Raw genomic sequence first — 18,222 nt, 5'->3', positions numbered from 1 at the left:
GGAGATCAGCTTCCGCAGCGAACGCTAGCCGCGCGCCTCGACCTTGTCCCGGTCCCGGCCCTCCTGCTCCTCGCTCCCCTGCTCCTCTTCGCCGCCCCGGCGCCCGGCGTCCTCCTCCGGGTCGGCCCGGCGGGTGTGTCCGTCCCCGTCCAGTGCGGGCTCCGCGGGGGACCCGCCCTCGCTGAGTCCGAACCGGTCGTGGAACCGCCGCAGCGGTCCCGGCGCCCACCAGGTGGCGCGGCCCGTGAGGCGCATGACCGCCGGAACCAGCAGGCTGCGGACGACCATCGCGTCCATCAGCACCGCGAGGGCGATGCCCAGACCGAGCATCTTGGTGTTGGTCACCCGCGAGGTGCCGATGGCGACCATCACCACCGCGAGGATGACCGCCGCCGCGGTGATCAGACCGCCGGTGCGCTGGAGGCCGAAGCGGACCGCCTCCCGGTGGTCGCCGGTGTGGTCGTACTCCTCCTTGATGCGGGACAGGAGGAAGACTCCGTAGTCCATCGAGAGGCCGAAGGCGACGCAGAACATGAGCACCGGGAGGGTCGTCTCGATGGAACCCGGGCTGGTGAAGTCGAGCAGTCCGGAGAGATGGCCGTCCTGGAAGACCCAGACCACGGCGCCGAACATCGCCGTCAGGCTGAGCGCGTTGAGCAGGACCGCCTGGACGGGGATGAGCACGCTGCCGGTCAGCAGGAAGACCAGGAACAGGGTGACGACGGCGATGAACGCCGCGGCCCAGGGAAGCCGCTCGGCTATCGCGTGCTTGGAGTCGACCAGGACGGCGGCGGTGCCCGTGACCGACGTGTCGAACGGCGCGTCCGCCGACCGGAGTTCACCGACCAGGTGCTGTGCCTCCTCGTCCACGGCCTCGCCCTTCGGCAGCACCGTGAAGTACGCCGAGTCGCCCTGCACCAGGGGTCCGTCCACGCGGAGCACTTCGGGCAGCGCGGCGATCCGGGCCTTGTACTGCGCGTACTGGGTCTCGGTCGCCGGTCCTTCGGCGAGGATCTCCAGGCCGCCGCCGGGGCTGCCGGGGAACCCGTCGCGGATGTGCTGCTGGACGACATGGGACTCGGCGTCCGAGGGCAGCTGCCGGTCGTCCGCCGTGCCGAACTTCACGCCCAGGAAGGGCAGTCCGAGCACGATCAGGCCGACCGTGGTGGCCACCGCGAAGAGCGGGGCCCGGCGCATCACGAGAGAGGCCATGCGTCCCCAGGCGGCTCCGCCTCCGGTCGTCCGCCGCTCGCCCCGGCGGAACAGGCGCCGCAGGTCCAGGGAATTCACCCGGGCCCCGAGCAGGATCAGCGCCGCGGGCAGCAGGATCAGGGCCGCGCCCGCGGCCAGCAGCACCACGGCGATGCCCGAGTAGGCGAAGGAGCGCAGGAAGTACTGCGGGAAGAGCAGCATCGCGGCCAGCGACACGGCGACGGTGAGGGCCGAGAACAGCACCGTACGGCCCGCGGTGCGCAGGGTCGTGGCGACGGCCGCCAGCGGCACGGAACCGGCGGCCAGCTCCTCACGGAACCTGCGGACGATGAACAGGGCGTAGTCGATCGCGAGGCCGAGCCCCAGCGCCGTGGTGAGGTTCATCGCGAAGACGGAGACGTCGGTGAACTCGGTGAGGCCGCGCAGCACCGCGTTCGTGCCGAGGATCGCGATGATGCCGACGCCGAGCGGCAGGAGGGCCGCGACCGCGCTGCCGAAGACCATCACCAGCAGCACGAGGGTCACGGGCAGGGCGATCAGCTCGGCCCGGGTGAGGTCCTCACGGATGGTCGTCTGCATCTCGTGCCGTACGGCCACGGGTCCGCCGACCTCGATCTCGATCGGGCCGTGCTTCCCGCGGTACGAGGGGGCGAGGCGGTCCAGGGTCTCGCCCGCCGTCTTCTCGTCGCCCGTGATCCGCGCGGCGACCAGCGCCTCGTGCCCGTCCTTCGCCTTCAGCGCGGGGGAACCGGACTGCCAGTAGGAGCCGACGCCGGTGACGCCCCGCTCGGTGGCCAGCCGTGCCGCGAGCCGCTTCGCCTCCGCGGCGACCGCGGGGTCGTCGACCGAGGCGCCGCCCGCGTCGACGAGGAGCAGCAGATTGGGCTGCGAGGCGGGGAACTCCCGCTCCAGCGCCTTGGTCGCGTACGTCGACTGCGCGGCCGGGTCCTCCCAGCCTCCGCTGCCCAGCCGGTCGGCGACGTCGCTGCCGGCGACCACGGCGAGCGCGGTGAGCAGCAGTGCGACGAGCAGGGAGAGCCGGGGGCGTGCGGTCACGAACCGGGTCCAGCCGCCGATCCGTACGCCGTCACCCGCACCGGTCTTCGACGTGCCGTCACCTGCGCCGGCCGTCGATGCGTCGTCGGCTCCGGCCCCGCGGTCGCCGCCGCCCCCGCTCAGCGCGTCCCCGCCGTCGTCACGGCGACCCGCCCCGTCCCCGCCGTCGTCCCCGCGGCTCGCGTCGGCCGGGTCGGCGCCGCTTGCACCGACGCTCGGCGCCCGGTCGTCGCCGCCCCTCCCGCGGTCCTCACCTGCGCTCTTGACGTCGGTCATCGTGCGGTGTCCCCTTCACCGTGACCCGCTGCCTGCGGACGAGCAGGCAGCATGGATCGACCATTGCCATAGACTGGCAAACACGAGAGATCGCTCGCGTTTCACCAGAATGCGAGCGAGCACTCGCGTTTGTCAATCGCGTTCGGAGAGCTGGGGATAACTCGTGCCCGAGATGCCCGAGAAGCAGCAGGCCGGCGACGAGAGGCCGCGCCGCCGGCAGGCCCGTGGCGAGCGCCGCATCGCCCAGCTGCTGGAGGCCGCCGCCGCCGTCTTCTGCACGACCGGCTACACGGCCGCGAGCACCAACGCCATCGCACGCGAGGCGGGCGTCTCGCCGGGCACGCTGTACCAGTTCTTCCCGAACAAGGAGGCCATCGCGATCGAGCTGGGCGACCGGCTCATGCACGAGATGCGCGAGACGTACGGCGAGGCCCTCGCGCCGGTCGACCCGGCGACACCGCTGGAGCAGGCCGTCGGCGCCGCCGTGGACCGCTTCATCGCCTTCAACTGCGAACACCCGGTGTTCTTCGCCCTGATGCACGGTCCCGACGTCCCCGGCCGCATCACGGAGGAGCACGACGCCCTGCACCAGACGCTGGTCGCGCGGATCGAAGGTCTGATCCGTTCGTTCCTGCCCGGCGCGCCGGACGCCGACGTCACGCGCACGGCGCAGATGTGCCTGGGCATGTACAAGGCCGGCCTGGAGCTGGTCCTCGCCCACGAGGAGGCCGAGCGCGGCGCCTACGTCCAGGAGCTGAAGAACGCCCTCTTCCGCTACCTCGAACCCCTGACGCGCGACGGTGCCGCACCGGCCCCCGACCTCGCCGCGCCCCCACTCCGCTGACGGACCGATCCCGGCCGCCGGCCCTCACCACGCCCCCTTCAGCGGCCGGCCGACCGCCCTCACCACGCCTCTCACGGACCGGCCGACCGGTCCCCGCCACGCGCTCGCCCCGCCGAAGCCCACCGCCGGCGACGGAGCGGGTGCCGCGACGCCCGTGATCAGAATGAGCGTTCCGGCCTGCGACATAGGGAGCATTTCCCATAAGGTTCGGACAAATCGACTCATCGAATCGATGCGCGCCGCGGCGGAGATCGGCCCCCGGCCCCCCATCGCGCGCCGCATCGGATCGCACTGACGTCGGATCAGACTGCCCGAGCCCGAGGGATGAGCCGTGACCGAGAATCAGCCGCCCGGCGCGCGCCGGGCCCGCATTCCAGGCCCCTCACAGCCCCCGCTGCCGTACCCCCGCCCGCGCCCCGGCCTCTGGCGGCACTGTCTGGCGGTGGGGCTCGCGCTCTGGGCGCTGACGGCGACCGTCACGTACGCGACACGGGACACCGCCCTGCTGCCGACCCTGATCCTGCTCGGCAGCTTCCTCACCCCGGTCGCGTTCGTGCTCTGGGCGTACCAGCGACACGGCCGCGACCTGGGCGTCCATCTGATCCTGGGCTGCTTCCTGACCGGCGGGACCCTCGGCGTCGTGGGCGCGTCGATGACGGAGCGCCACCTGCTGCACCCCTCGTGGGGGATGTACGTGGGCGCCGGGCTGATCGAGGAGGCGGCGAAGCTCGCCGCGCTGGTGTTCGTGCTGCACCGCCACCCCCGCGTGCGCGGGCCGCGAGCGGGCCTGGTGCTGGGCGCGAGCGTCGGGTTCGGCTTCGCCGCCCTGGAGAGCGCGGGCTACGCCTTCAACGCCACCGTCTCGCTCCAGGGCATCGATCTGCGCGCACTGCTGGAGACCGAGATCCTTCGCGGGGTGCTCACCCCGTTCGGACACGGCCTGTGGACGGCCGTCACCGGCGCCGCACTACTGGCCTGCCGCCGCCCGAACGGGCGCTTCCGGCCCGCCTCGCCGGTGGTCGCCGCCTGGGCCGGGGCGGCCCTGCTGCACGCACTGTGGGACTCGACGCACGGCATCGCCCTCTGGCTGGTGGCCCGGCTGACCGCCAGGGGACTGGACCGGACCTTGTTCACCCAGGGGCACCTGCCGTGGTCCACCGACGAACAGAGACACCTCTTCACACTCTTCTCGGTCGGCGGCCTGGTCCTCGTCGCGCTCGCCGGAATCGCCTGGGTGCGTTCCCTGGCGCGCCGCGCACCTGCTTGGAGAAATACCCCCTAGGGGTATAGTGTGGTGAGTATCGAGGGAACCTGGCCCAACAGGACCCCCTCCGCACACGCACACCACACAGGTCCAGACGAGGAGAACGACATGACCGCCCAGACCGAAACCCCGGGTTCCGTCACCGCCGTCTACAAGGTGAGCGGAATGAGCTGCGGACACTGTGAAGGCTCGGTCGGCGGCGAGATCTCCGGGATCGCAGGCGTCACCTCGGTGAAGGCCGTCGCCTCGACCGGCGAGGTCACCGTCGTCTCCGCGGCCCCGCTCGCCGAGGCCGACGTCCGCGCCGCGGTGGACGAGGCCGGCTTCGAGCTCGTCGGCCCGGCCTGACCCGCGCCGGGACCCTGCCCGCGACTCTGAAACGCAACTCTCCCCACCGGGCCGTACCGACCAGCTGATACTGGCTCCGTGCGGCCCGGTCCGCTCCCTGGAGTACGGACGTGACGAGCACCACCGCTGCGACACCGATAGCCACGACCTCGGAAGTCGAACTCACCATCGGCGGCATGACCTGCGCCTCCTGCGCGGCCCGCATCGAGAAGAAGCTCAACCGCATGGACGGCGTGAGCGCCACCGTCAACTACGCGACGGAGAAGGCGAAGGTCTCATACCCCGAGGGGGTACACGTCGCGGATCTGATCGCCACCGTGGTGAAGACGGGGTACACGGCGGAGGAACCCCCGCCGCCCCCGCTCCCCGAGGACCTCCCCGGGGACGGCGACCGGGCGCGGACGGCGGATTCCGGCGACGACCCCGAGCTGGCCGCCCTGCGCGGACGCCTGCTCGTCTCCGCCCTGCTCGCCCTGCCCGTCGTCCTGCTGTCGATGATCCCGGCCCTTCAGTTCGACAACTGGCAGTGGCTCTCGCTGACGCTGGCCGCGCCCGTCGTGGTCTGGGGCGGGCTGCCCTTCCACCGGGCCGCGGCGACGAACGCCCGGCACGGCGCCGCCACGATGGACACGCTGGTCTCGGTCGGCACCCTCGCCGCGTTCGGCTGGTCCCTGTGGGCCCTGTTCTTCGGCGACGCCGGGATGCCGGGGATGCGGCACGGCTTCGAGTTCACCGTCTCCCGCACGGACGGCGCGTCGACGCTCTACCTGGAGGTCGCCGCCGGCGTCATCGCCTTCATCCTGCTGGGCCGCTATCTGGAGGCCCGCTCCAAGCGGCGCGCCGGAGCGGCGCTGCGGGCCCTGCTGGAGCTCGGCGCGAAGGACGTGGCCGTACTGCGGGGCGGCCACGAGGTCCGCGTCCCCGTCGGACAGCTCCAGGTCGGCGACCGTTTCGTCGTACGGCCCGGCGAGAAGATCGCCACCGACGGCACGGTCGTGGAGGGCTCCTCGGCCGTCGACGCGTCCATGCTGACGGGCGAGTCGGTGCCGGTGGACGCCACCGTCGGGGACGAGGTGACCGGCGCGACGGTCAACGCGGGCGGCCGGCTCGTCGTCGAGGCGACCCGGGTCGGCGCGGACACCCAGCTCGCACGGATGGCACGGCTCGTCGAGGACGCGCAGAACGGCAAGGCAGAGGTGCAGCGCCTCGCCGACCGGATCTCCGGCGTCTTCGTGCCCGTCGTGCTGCTGATCGCGGTCGGCACCTTCGGGGCCTGGCTCGGCGTCACCGGCGACACGGTCGCCGCGTTCACCGCGGCCGTCGCGGTCCTGATCATCGCCTGCCCGTGCGCGCTGGGCCTGGCCACGCCGACCGCCCTGATGGTCGGCACGGGGCGCGGCGCCCAGCTCGGCATCCTCATCAAGGGACCCGAGGTCCTGGAGTCCACCCGGCGCGTCGACACGGTCGTCCTGGACAAGACCGGCACGGTGACGACGGGAAGAATGCGGCTCCAGGAGGTCCACGTCGTCGCGGGAGACACCGAGGAGGACGTCCTGCGGCTCGCCGGAGCCCTGGAACACGCCTCCGAGCACCCGATCGCCCAGGCGATCGCGGCAGGCGCCCAGGACCGCACCGGAGCGCTTCCCCCGGTCGAGCGGTTCGAGAACGTGCCCGGCCGCGGAGTGCGCGGGCACGTGCAGGGTCACGAGGTCACGGTGGGCCGGCTCCTGCCCGACGCGCCCGCCGTCGACGGGCACCCGCTCCCGGACGGGCTGGCCCGTGCGAAGGACGCCGCCGAGGCGGAGGGCCGTACCGCCGTGGTGGTCACCCGGGACGGCGTGGCGGTCGGCGTCCTGACCGTCGCCGACGCGATCAAGGAGACCAGCGCCGAGGCCGTGCGCGAACTGCGGGCCCTGGGGCTGAGGCCGGTGCTCCTCACCGGTGACAACCGAGCGGTCGCGCAGGCCGTGGCACGCGCCGTCGGCATCGGCTCCGAGGACGTGATCGCCGAGGTCCTGCCGCAGGACAAGGTCGCCGTGGTGGAGCGCCTGCGCCGCGAGGGCCGGACCGTCGCGATGGTCGGCGACGGGGTCAACGACGCGGCGGCGCTCGCCACCGCCGATCTCGGGCTCGCGATGGGCACGGGCACGGACGCCGCGATCGAGGCGAGCGATCTGACGCTCGTGCGCGGGGACCTGCGGGTGGCCGCGGACGCGATCCGGCTGGCACGGCGGACCCTGTCGACGATCAAGGGGAATCTGTTCTGGGCCTTCGGGTACAACGTGGCGGCGCTGCCGCTGGCCGCCGCCGGACTGCTGAACCCGATGATCGCGGGGGCGGCGATGGCCTTCTCCTCGGTGTTCGTGGTGACGAACAGTCTTCGGCTCAGGACATTCTCATGACGACGGAGTAAGAGTCCCCCTAGAGTCCAACCGCAGCCTCACATAAGCTCTTCACAAGGCTCGCGCATCTTCCTTACGCTTGGGCACCCATTGACGTACCGGGGCTCTTGCGCATCTTCGGGACATATGCAAGAGACGCAGATCACAGTGATGTGAACGTAACCATCGAAGGGGTTCGTGAGTCTAAGTTGGCGATGTCAGAAGCGTCTTGGGGGGCGTGACTGACATCTGGGGATGTCTTGGGGGACGTTCCCGGAAATTGCGGTGCCGGGGCGCGTACACCGGGGAGCTTTGAGCGGCCCTCCCGTCGTGCGGGTCCCGGCAGATCGCACCGCAAGGCGGTACGCACCGCAGTACCGATGGTTTTGCTCGTTTTGCTCGCAGCGATTCAGGCGCTGTCCCACAGACGCCCGGCCGGATCCCGTGGGGGGAATCCGCACCGGGACAAGGAAAGCGCCCTGACTGCCGGCCCGTGGGGGGACCGGCAGCAGGGCGCTTTCCGTCTGTCCGGGGCCGGTTCGCCCGCGGAGCGCTTCCGGTTCAGGCGGAAACGGCTCAAGGGCGCCCCGGCAGGTGTGGAACACCTCCGGTGCGCCCTTCGGCTCGGGCTCCGGGACCGTCACGGCGACCGGGAGGCGGGCCCCCGGCCGTCACGCGTCGCTCGTCAGCGGCTCAGCGGGCCTCGACCGGGACGAAGTCGCGCTCGACCACGCCCGTGTAGATCTGGCGCGGGCGGCCGATGCGGGAACCCGGCTCCTTGATCATCTCGTGCCACTGGGCGATCCAGCCCGGGAGGCGGCCGAGGGCGAACAGGACCGTGAACATCTCGGTCGGGAAGCCCATGGCGCGGTAGATCAGGCCGGTGTAGAAGTCGACGTTCGGGTAGAGGCTGCGCGAGACGAAGTAGTCGTCGGAGAGCGCGTGCTCCTCCAGCTTGAGCGCGATGTCCAGCAGTTCGTCGGACTTGCCGAGCGCGGAGAGGACGTCGTGCGCGGCCGCCTTGATGATCTTCGCCCGGGGGTCGAAGTTCTTGTAGACGCGGTGGCCGAAGCCCATCAGGCGGACGCCGTCCTCCTTGTTCTTCACCTTGCGGATGAAGGAGTCGACGTCGCCGCCGGAGGCCTGGATGCCCTCCAGCATCTCCAGGACGGACTGGTTGGCACCGCCGTGCAGCGGGCCCCACAGGGCGGAGATGCCGGCGGAGATCGAGGCGAACATGTTCGCCTGCGAGGAGCCCACCAGGCGCACGGTGGAGGTCGAACAGTTCTGCTCGTGGTCCGCGTGCAGGATCAGCAGCTTGTCGAGCGCGGAGACGACGACCGGGTCGAGGTCGTACTCCTGCGCGGGGACCGAGAAGGTCATGCGCAGGAAGTTCTCGACGTACCCGAGGTCGTTGCGCGGGTAGACGAAGGGGTGGCCGATCGACTTCTTGTACGCGTACGCCGCGATCGTCGGAAGCTTGGCGAGCAGGCGGATCGTGGAGAGGTTGCGCTGCTTCTCGTCGAACGGGTTGTGGCTGTCCTGGTAGAAGGTGGACAGCGCCGAGACGACCGAGGACAGCATCGCCATCGGGTGGGCGTCCCGGGGGAAGCCCTTGTAGAAGTTCTTGACGTCCTCGTGCAGCAGGGTGTGCTGCGTGATCTCGTTCTTGAAGGTGGAGAGCTCGTCGATGTTCGGCAGCTCGCCGTTGATCAGCAGGTACGCCACCTCAAGGAAGGTGGAGCGCTCGGCCAGCTGCTCGATCGGGTAGCCGCGGTACCGGAGGATGCCCTGCTCACCGTCGAGGTAGGTGATCGCGGATTTGTAGGCGGCGGTGTTCCCGTAACCGCTGTCCAGCGTCACCAGCCCGGTCTGGGCCCGGAGCTTTCCGATGTCGAAGCCCTTGTCGCCGACGGTGCTGTCGATCACCGGGTAGGTGTACTCGCCATCGCCGTACCGCAGTACTACAGAGTTGTCGCTCACGTCATCCCTCACCGACGTTGTGCCTCTTCTTCGAGGTGCCCTGACTGTCTCTACCATCCCCCATTTGGCCCTGGAGAGTGCACTCGGGGTCGACCATTGGGCCTATTGGCGGCACTCAGTGCCGCCAACCTGCACATCCTGCCTCCCCTCGCGCCGGTTCCGGAAGTGCTCTGTGACCTTTACGACTCGTTTGATCGATCATTTTTCGTGACGGGGGCCGTCCAGGCGACGGCAGGGGCCTCTCCATGGTCGCGCGCGCACGGGCTTCAGGCGGTCTCAGTGCTGGGCGAGCCGGTGATCGAGGGCCGTGCACCGGCGCCCCGCCGACACCGTGCGCACCGCCTGCCCCATGGCCTTGCGCGAGCCGACGAGGACGACCAGTCTCTTGGCGCGCGTGACGGCGGTGTAGAGCAGATTGCGCTGGAGCATCATCCACGCACCCGTGGTGACCGGGATCACCACCGCCGGGTATTCGCTGCCCTGGGAGCGGTGGATGGTCACGGCGTACGCGTGGGCCAGTTCGTCGAGTTCGTCGAATTCGTAGGGCACCTCCTCGTCCTCGTCGGTCAGGACCGTGAGCCGCTGGTCGACCGGGTCGAGCGAGGTGACGACCCCCACGGTGCCGTTGAAGACGCCATTCTCGCCCTTCTCGTAGTTGTTGCGGATCTGGGTGACCTTGTCGCCGACGCGGAAGACGCGTCCGCCGAAGCGCTTCTCGGCGAGGTCGGGGCGGCCGGGTGTGATCGCCTGCTGGAGCAGGCCGTTGAGGTGGCCCGCGCCCGCGGGGCCCCGGTGCATGGGCGCCAGCACCTGCACGTCCCGGCGCGGGTCCAATCCGAACTTGGCCGGAATCCGTCGTGCGGCCACGTCCACCGTGAGCCGGCCGGCCTCCTCGGTGTCGTCCTCGACGAAGAGGAAGAAGTCCTTCATGCCGTCGGTGACCGGGTGCAGGCCGGAGTTGATCCGGTGGGCGTTGGTCACCACCCCGGACTGCTGGGCCTGGCGGAAGACGCGGGTGAGACGGACCGCGGGGACGGGGCTGCCGTCGGCGAGCAGGTCGCGCAGCACCTCGCCCGCGCCGACGCTGGGCAACTGGTCGACGTCGCCCACGAACAGCAGGTGGGCGCCCGGCGGAACAGCCTTGACCAGCTTGTTGGCCAGCAGCAGGTCGAGCATGGAGGCCTCGTCCACGACGACCAGGTCGGCGTCCAGCGGACGGTCCTTGTCGTAGGCCGCGTCGCCGCCCGGCTTGAGTTCCAGGAGGCGGTGCACGGTGGAGGCCTCGGCGCCGGTGAGCTCCGCGAGGCGCTTGGCGGCACGGCCCGTGGGCGCGGCCAGGAGGACCTTCGCCCGCTTGGCGCGGGCCAGTTCCACGATGGAGCGGACCGTGAACGACTTGCCGCAGCCGGGGCCGCCGGTCAGCACAGCGACCTTCTCGGTGAGCGCCAGCCGCACGGCGGCCTCCTGCTCGGGGGCCAACTCCGCGCCCGTACGCCCCTTCAGCCAGGCCAGCGCCCGGTCCCAGGCCACGTCGCCGAAGGCCGGCATCCGGTCCTGGCCGGCCCGCAGGAGGCGCAACAACTGGGCGGACAGGGAGAGTTCGGCACGGTGGAAGGGGACCAGATAGACCGCCGTCACCGGTTCGCCGCCGTCGGGGCCCGGCACCTTCTCCCGGACGACACCGGGGTCCTCGCCGTCCTCGGCCGGTGCCGCCAGCTCGGCCAGGCACTCGATGACCAGGCCGGTGTCCACCTGGAGGAGCTTCACCGCGTCGGCGATCAGCCGTTCCTCGGGCAGATAGCAGTGGCCCTGGTCGGTGGACTGCGACAACGCGTACTGGAGGCCCGCCTTGACGCGCTCCGGACTGTCGTGCGGGATGCCGACGGACTGGGCGATCTTGTCGGCGGTGAGGAAGCCGATTCCCCAGACGTCGGCCGCCAGGCGGTACGGCTGGTTCTTGACGACGGAGATCGACGCGTCGCCGTACTTCTTGTAGATCCGGACCGCGACCGAGGTGGACACCTCGACGCTCTGGAGGAAGAGCATGACCTCCTTGATCGCCTTCTGCTCCTCCCAGGCGTCGGCGATCTTCCTGGTCCGCTTGGGGCCCAGGCCCGGGACCTCGATGAGCCGCTTCGGCTCCTCCTCGATGATCTGGAGGGTGTCCAGGCCGAAGTGCTGGGTGATGCGGTCGGCGAAGACCGGCCCGATGCCCTTGACCAGGCCCGATCCCAGATAGCGGCGGATGCCCTGGACGGTGGCGGGCAGGACCGTCGTGTAGTTCTCCACCGTGAACTGCTTGCCGTACTGCGGGTGGGAGCCCCAACGGCCCTCCATGCGCAGCGACTCCCCGACCTGGGCGCCGAGGAGCGAGCCGACGACCGTGAGCAGGTCGCCGGCGCCCCGGCCGGTGTCGACCCGGGCGACCGTGTAGCCGTTCTCCTCGTTGGCGTACGTGATGCGTTCCAGTACGCCTTCGAGCACGGCGAGCCGCCTCTCGGCCGATGGGTTCCCCGCCTGCTGCGCCATGGTCCGACCGTACCGGTGCGGTGTGACAGGGGTGGGGCGTGCCCGGGGACGGGAACCGCGGACCAGGGAACAGGACCGGGGACCAGGGGCCAGGGACCGGGGAACGGCGGGCTCAGTGGTGCGGGGAGCGCATCACGTCCCGCCCCGTGAAGCACCTGGCCGGCGGTGTGCAGGGCCGGTGTTCCGTGCATCACGATCCGGTCTCAGGGGGTTGTATCCACGCGTGTAATCGTTTCCAATCCCTCGTGTAATCGATTCCACGAGGAGGTGGAGCGGCGATGGCGAGCATCAAGGACGTGGCCGCCGAGGCCGGCGTATCCGTCGCCACGGTCTCGCGCGTCCTGAACGACCATCCGTCGGTCAGCGCGGAGGCACGCACCCGCGTGATGGCCGCCGTACAGAACCTGGGCTACCGCCCGAACGCCGTCGCCCGCTCACTGCGCACCGACCAGACGCGCACCCTCGGCCTGGTCATCAGCGACGTGCTCAACCCGTACTTCACCGAACTGGCCCGGTCCGTCGAGGAGGAGGCCCGCGCCCTCGGCTACAGCGTCATCATCGGCAACGCCGACGAGCGGCCCGACCTCCAGGACCACCACGTACGGACCCTGCTGGACCGGCGCATCGACGGACTCCTGGTCTCCCCCACCGACGGCGGCTCCCCCGGCATGCTGGACGCCGCGCGCACGGGGACGCCGATGGTCTTCGTGGACCGCTGGATCGCCGGCGTCGAGGTGCCCGTCGTACGGGCGGACGGCCGCTCGGCCGTCCGGGACCTCGTGGCGCATCTGCACGCGCTGGGACACCGCAGGCTCGCGATCATCGCGGGACCCGCGGCCACCACCACCGGCAGCGAGCGCGTCCACGCCTTCCGGGAGGCCCTCGCCGAGCACGGACTCCCGCTGCCGGAGGCCTACATAGGGCAGGGCGACTTCCAGGCCGAGAGCGGACGGCGGGTCACCGAGGGCTTCCTCGACCTGCCCGAGCCGCCCGAGGTCGTCTTCGCCGCCGACAACCTGATGGCGCTCGGCGCGCTGGACGCCGTCCGCGCGCGCGGGATGCGGGTCCCCGAGGACATCGCGCTCGCCGCGTTCGACGACATCCCGTGGTTCGTGCACACCGATCCGCCGATCACGGCGATCGCGCAGCCGACGGGAGACCTGGGGCGGGCCGCCGTACGCGCCCTGGTCGACCGCATCGAGGGGCGGCCCCCACAGTCCGTCACCCTCCCCGCCCGGCTCGTCGTACGCCGCTCGTGCGGCGAGTCCCCCGCAACGAACAGGAGCGAGTCGTGAGCAACCAGGACGAGTTGCTGCGCATCGAAGGGATCCGCAAGACGTTCCCGGGTGTGGTCGCACTCGACAGCGTGGACTTCGACCTGCGCCGCGGCGAGGTGCACGTGCTGCTCGGCGAGAACGGCGCCGGCAAGAGCACGCTCATCAAGATGCTCTCCGGCGCCTACCACCCCGATGCCGGGCGGGTCCTCGTCGACGGCGAGGAGGTCCGCATCCATGGGGCGCAGGACTCCGAGCGCCTCGGGATCGCCACCATCTACCAGGAGTTCAACCTGGTCCCCGACCTCACGGTCGCCGAGAACATCTTCCTGGGCCGGCAGCCGCGCCGCTTCGGGATGATCGACCGCAAGGCGATGGAGGCGGACGCCGCGGAGCTGCTCCGGCGTGTCGGCGTGAACGTGTCCCCCCGCGCACGAGTGCGCGAACTGGGCATCGCCCGCCTCCAGATGGTCGAGATCGCCAAGGCGCTGAGCCTGCGGGCCCGCGTCCTGATCATGGACGAGCCGACCGCCGTGCTCACCTCCGAGGAGGTCGAGAAGCTCTTCGCGATCGTGCGTGCCCTGCGCGAGGACGGCGTCGGCATCGTCTTCATCACCCACCACCTGGAGGAGATCGCCGCCCTGGGAGACAGGGTCACGGTGATCCGTGACGGCAAGAGCGTGGGCCAGGTGCCCGCGTCCACGCCCGAGGACGAACTCGTACGCCTGATGGTGGGCCGTTCCATCGAGCAGCAGTACCCGAGGGTGCGCCCCGCGTCCGGGGACGGCGACGGAGCGGCGGCCGACGGCGCGCTGCTCACCGTCGAGGGGCTCACCCGGGACGGTGTCTTCCACGACGTGAGCTTCGAGGTGCGGGCCGGTGAGGTCGTCGGCATCGCGGGCCTGGTGGGCGCGGGCCGCACCGAGGTCGCGCGCGCCGTCTTCGGCGCCGACCCGTACGACAAGGGCGCCGTGAAGGTCGCCGGGGCCGCGTTGCGCCGGCACGACGTGAACGCCGCCATGGAGGCCGGCATCGGGCTCGTCCCCGAGGACCGCAAGGGCCAGGGCCTCGTCCTCGACGCCTCCGTCGAGGAGAACCTCGGCCTGGTCACCCTGCGCGCCGCCACGCACGGCGGGCTCGTCGACCTCAAGGGCCAGCGGACCGCTGCCGCCCGGATCGCCGAACAGCTCGGTGTCCGGATGGCGGGCCTCGGCCAGCATGTGCGCACCCTCTCCGGCGGCAACCAGCAGAAGGTCGTCATCGGCAAGTGGCTGCTCGCCGAGACCAGGGTGCTGATCCTCGACGAGCCGACCCGCGGCATCGACGTCGGCGCCAAGGTCGAGATCTACCAGCTCGTCAACGAACTGACCGCCGCCGGTGCCGCCGTCCTGATGATCTCCAGCGACCTTCCCGAGGTCCTCGGGATGAGCGACCGCGTCCTCGTGATGGCGCAGGGCCGGATCGCGGGCGAACTGTCCGCCGACGAGGCCACGCAGGACTCCGTGATGGCGCTCGCCGTCAGCACTCCGACTACCGACTCCGACTCCGAAACCGCTGTGGAGGGCTCCCGTGGCCACTGACACGCAAACGAGCACATCGCGCGCCAGCGGCGCCTCGGCGGTCCGCCGCCTCCTGCTCGACAACGGAGCGCTCACCGCGCTCATCGTCCTCGTCATCGCGATGTCGGCGCTGTCCGGCGACTTCCTGACGACGGACAACCTGCTCAACATCGGCGTCCAGGCGGCCGTGACGGCCATCCTCGCCTTCGGTGTCACCTTCGTCATCGTCTCGGCGGGCATCGACCTGTCGGTCGGTTCGGTCGCGGCGCTCTCCGCCACCGTCCTCGCCTGGACGGCGACCTCACAGGGCGTACCGGTCTGGATCGCGGTGATCCTCGCGATCGCCACGGGCATCGCCTGCGGCCTGGTCAACGGCGTGCTGATCTCGTACGGGAAGCTGCCGCCGTTCATCGCGACGCTCGCCATGCTCTCGGTGGGCCGCGGACTCTCCCTGGTGATCTCGCAGGGCAGCCCGATCCCGTTCCCCGACTCGATCTCGCACCTCGGTGACACCCTGGGCGGCTGGCTGCCCGTCCCGGTCCTGGTGATGGTCGTGATGGGCCTGATCACCGCGGTGATCCTGGGCCGCACCTACATCGGCCGCTCCATGTACGCGATCGGCGGCAACGAGGAGGCCGCGCGCCTGTCCGGGCTGCGTGTGAAGAAGCAGAAGCTCGCCATCTACGCCCTGTCCGGACTCTTCGCGGCCGCCGCGGGCATCGTGCTCGCCTCCCGGCTCTCCTCCGCGCAGCCGCAGGCCGCGCAGGGCTACGAGCTCGACGCGATCGCCGCGGTCGTCATCGGCGGCGCCTCGCTGGCCGGCGGCACGGGCAAGGCGTCCGGCACGCTGATCGGCGCGCTGATCCTGGCGGTGCTGCGCAACGGCCTCAACCTCCTGTCCGTGTCGGCCTTCTGGCAGCAGGTCGTCATCGGTGTGGTGATCGCGCTGGCGGTGCTGCTCGACACGGTGCGGCGCAAGGCCGGGGCGACTCCGGTCGCCGCCGGGGCGGGCACCCCGGGCGGCAAGGGCAAGCAGGCGGCGACGTACGTCATCGCCGCGGTGGTCGCGGCGGCCGTCGTCGGCGCGATGTCCTTCCTGCACACCGGTTCGTCCTCGTCGACGACGCAGAAGGTGGGCCTGTCGCTGTCCACCCTGAACAACCCCTTCTTCGTCCAGATCAAGGCGGGTGCGCAGCAGGAGGCGAAGAAGCTCGGCGCGGACCTGACCGTCACGGACGCCCAGAACGACGCCTCGCAGCAGGCCAACCAGCTCCAGAACTTCACCAGTTCCGGCGTCGGTTCGATCATCGTCAACCCGGTGGACTCGGACGCGGCGGGCCCGGCGGTCCGTTCGGCGAACAAGGCCGACATCCCCGTCGTCGGCGTCGACCGGGGTGTGAACAAGGCGGACACGGCGGCGCTGGTGGCCTCCGACAACGTCGAGGGCGGCAAGCTGGGCGCCGAGGCGCTGGCCGAGAAGCTGGGCGGCAAGGGCAAGATCGTGATCCTTCAGGGTCTGGCCGGCACATCCGCGAGCCGTGAGCGCGGCGCGGGCTTCGCCGAGGGCCTCAAGGCCTACCCCGGCATCCAGGTCGTCGCCCGGCAGCCCGCCGACTTCGACCGCACCAAGGGCCTCGACGTCATGACGAACCTGCTCCAGGCCCACCCCGACGTCCAGGGCGTCTTCGCCGAGAACGACGAGATGGCGCTCGGCGCGATCAAGGCGCTCGGTTCCAAGGCGGGCAAGTCGGTGTCGGTCATCGGCTTCGACGGCACCCCCGACGGTCTCAAGGCGGTCCAGGCGGGCACGCTGTACGCGTCCGTCGCCCAGCAGCCCAAGGAGCTCGGCCGGATCGCGGTGGAGAACGCCCTGAAGGCCGCCGAGGGCAAGAAGGTCGAGGAGACGGTGAAGGTGCCGGTGAAGGTGGTCACGAAGGAGAACGTGGCCGGCTTCGGCGGCTGACCCGGCCACGGACGGCGGGTGTACGGGAGGCCGCACCGGCCTCCCGTACACCCCGTCCCCCGGGCAGCCCGCCCGGACATGTGCGGGAACCCCCGGGGACACCGCCCCGGCCCATCTGACGGCGGTCGGCGCCATGCCGCACCGCCGCCCGACCCACCCAAGCAGGGAGACAGTTCATGTACGACTACGACCTTCTGGTCGTCGGATCGGCCAACGCCGACCTGGTGATCGGGGTCGAGCGGCGACCCGCGGCAGGCGAGACGGTGCTCGGCTCCGACCTCGTCGTCCACCCGGGCGGCAAGGGCGCCAACCAGGCGGTCGCCGCCGCCCGCCTCGGCGCCCGTACCGCCCTGCTGGCCCGGGTCGGCGACGACGCGCACGGCCGGCTGCTGCTCGACTCGCAGCGCGAGGCCGGCGTCGACACCGTCGGCGTGCTGGTCGGCGGGGCGCCCACCGGCGTCGCGCTGATCACGGTGGACCCGTCCGGGGACAACAGCATCGTGGTCTCGCCCGGCGCCAACGGGCGACTGACGCCCGAGGACGTGCGCGCGGCGGGAAGCCTGTTCCAGGCCTCCCGGGTGGTGTCGGCACAGCTGGAGGTACCGCTGGAGTCGGTCGCGGAGGCCGTACGGCATCTCGCGGACGGCGGTCGTTTCGTGCTGAACCCCTCGCCCCCGCAGGCCCTGCCCGCCGAGGTGCTCGCGGCCTGCGACCCGCTGATCGTGAACGAGCACGAGGCGCGGGTGATCGCCGGCACGGAGCTCGGGGAGCGTCCCGAGGACTGGGCGGAGGCCCTGCTGGCCCTCGGCCCGCGTTCGGTGGTCATCACGCTGGGCGCCCGGGGCGCGCTGGTCGCCGAGCGCGCCGGCGCCCGGGTCCGGGTACCGTCCGTGCCGGTGGCGGCCGTGGACACCACGGGTGCGGGCGACGCGTTCACCGCGGCGCTGGCCTGGCGGCTGGGCCTCGGCGAGTCGCTGGCACAGGCGGCCGGGTACGCCGCCCGGGTCGGCGCCGCCGCCGTCACCCGGCCGGGGGCGCAGGAGTCCTTCCCCACCGCCGAGGAGGTCGCGGCGCTGTGAAGAAGGCCGGAATCCTGAACCGTCATCTCGCGGGCGCGCTCGCCGGGCTGGGCCACGGCGACGGGGTCCTGGTGTGCGACGCGGGGATGCCCGTGCCCGCCGGCCCGCTCCTCGTCGACCTCGCGTTCCGGGCCGGAGTGCCGTCCTTCGCCGAGGTCCTGGAAGGTCTGCTGGACGAGCTGGTGATCGAGGGCGCGACGGCCGCGCGCGAGGTCCGCGAGGCCAACCCGGCGGCGACGCGGCTGCTCACGGGGCACTTCCCCGCCCTCGAACTCGTGTCGCACGAGGAGCTCAAGGCGCTGTCGGCGGGCGCGAAGCTGATCGTCCGCACCGGCGAGGCGCGGCCCTACGCGAACGTGCTGCTGCACTGCGGGGTCTTCTTCTAGGCCGGTCCTGCGGCGTCCGGCGGCACGTACGGGCGCTGCGGCGGCATGTACGGGCGCTGCGGCGGACC

The 18,222-nt window shown here is 71.4% G+C and carries 12 protein-coding genes; 9 read left to right on the top strand and 3 right to left on the bottom strand.

Annotated elements, in window-relative coordinates:
- Positions 1–24: 24 nt before the first annotated feature.
- Positions 25–2,544: an MMPL family transporter gene (locus tag ABEB03_RS04220; RefSeq protein ID WP_345641308.1), complete on the bottom strand. Its 2,520-nt coding sequence runs from the start codon at positions 2,542–2,544 to the stop codon at positions 25–27.
- 172 nt (positions 2,545–2,716) lie between these two features.
- Here ABEB03_RS04220 and ABEB03_RS04215 point away from each other — a divergent pair, with 172 nt between their 5' ends.
- The 4 genes from ABEB03_RS04215 (at position 2,717) to ABEB03_RS04200 (ending at position 7,402) form a co-directional block, all read left to right on the top strand.
- Positions 2,717–3,388 (top strand): TetR/AcrR family transcriptional regulator, encoded by a 672-nt coding sequence (locus tag ABEB03_RS04215; protein WP_345644036.1) that lies wholly within the window; start codon positions 2,717–2,719, stop codon positions 3,386–3,388.
- 331 nt (positions 3,389–3,719) lie between these two features.
- On the top strand, positions 3,720–4,670 hold the full coding sequence (locus ABEB03_RS04210; RefSeq protein ID WP_345641305.1) for a PrsW family intramembrane metalloprotease: 951 nt from the start codon (positions 3,720–3,722) through the stop codon (positions 4,668–4,670).
- Positions 4,671–4,760: 90 nt separating this feature from the next.
- Positions 4,761–5,000, top strand: a complete 240-nt coding sequence (locus tag ABEB03_RS04205; protein ID WP_345641303.1) for a heavy-metal-associated domain-containing protein — start codon at positions 4,761–4,763, stop codon at positions 4,998–5,000.
- Positions 5,001–5,110: 110 nt separating this feature from the next.
- Positions 5,111–7,402, top strand: coding sequence for a heavy metal translocating P-type ATPase (locus tag ABEB03_RS04200; RefSeq protein WP_345641300.1), 2,292 nt, complete (start codon positions 5,111–5,113; stop codon positions 7,400–7,402).
- Between the two features lie 672 nt (positions 7,403–8,074).
- On the opposite strand, the gene ABEB03_RS04195 is transcribed toward ABEB03_RS04200, so the two are convergent.
- Positions 8,075–9,364, bottom strand: coding sequence for a citrate synthase (locus ABEB03_RS04195; RefSeq protein WP_028803556.1), 1,290 nt, complete (start codon positions 9,362–9,364; stop codon positions 8,075–8,077).
- A 276-nt stretch (positions 9,365–9,640) separates the two neighbouring features.
- Positions 9,641–11,893 (bottom strand): SF1B family DNA helicase RecD2, encoded by a 2,253-nt coding sequence (gene recD2, locus ABEB03_RS04190; protein WP_345641295.1) that lies wholly within the window; start codon positions 11,891–11,893, stop codon positions 9,641–9,643.
- A gap of 278 nt (positions 11,894–12,171) precedes the next feature.
- Here recD2 and ABEB03_RS04185 point away from each other — a divergent pair, with 278 nt between their 5' ends.
- The 5 genes from ABEB03_RS04185 to rbsD all read left to right on the top strand — a co-directional run bounded on the left by ABEB03_RS04185 (position 12,172) and on the right by rbsD (position 18,154).
- On the top strand, positions 12,172–13,188 hold the full coding sequence (locus ABEB03_RS04185) for a LacI family DNA-binding transcriptional regulator (RefSeq protein WP_345641292.1): 1,017 nt from the start codon (positions 12,172–12,174) through the stop codon (positions 13,186–13,188).
- Positions 13,185–14,747 carry a sugar ABC transporter ATP-binding protein gene (locus ABEB03_RS04180; RefSeq protein WP_345641289.1) on the top strand — a complete coding sequence of 521 codons (1,563 nt, stop codon included), beginning with the start codon at positions 13,185–13,187 and terminating at the stop codon, positions 14,745–14,747. Before ABEB03_RS04185 ends, ABEB03_RS04180 begins: the two co-directional genes overlap by 4 nt.
- Entirely contained in the window at positions 14,737–16,689 is a 1,953-nt protein-coding gene (locus ABEB03_RS04175) for an ABC transporter permease/substrate-binding protein (RefSeq protein WP_345641286.1), read from the top strand. The genes ABEB03_RS04180 and ABEB03_RS04175 overlap by 11 nt, the downstream gene beginning before the upstream one ends.
- Before the next feature lie 176 nt (positions 16,690–16,865).
- Positions 16,866–17,768 (top strand): ribokinase, encoded by a 903-nt coding sequence (locus tag ABEB03_RS04170; protein ID WP_345641283.1) that lies wholly within the window; start codon positions 16,866–16,868, stop codon positions 17,766–17,768.
- Complete coding sequence (rbsD, locus tag ABEB03_RS04165) at positions 17,765–18,154, top strand: D-ribose pyranase (protein WP_345641280.1); 390 nt, start codon at positions 17,765–17,767, stop codon at positions 18,152–18,154. The genes ABEB03_RS04170 and rbsD overlap by 4 nt, the downstream gene beginning before the upstream one ends.
- The last annotated feature ends 68 nt before the right edge of the window (positions 18,155–18,222 follow it).

Origin of the sequence: Streptomyces siamensis (genome assembly GCF_039543605.1) — a bacterium.
Classification (GTDB): domain Bacteria; phylum Actinomycetota; class Actinomycetes; order Streptomycetales; family Streptomycetaceae; genus Streptomyces; species Streptomyces siamensis.
This window is presented reverse-complemented; position numbering and strand designations above follow the sequence as displayed.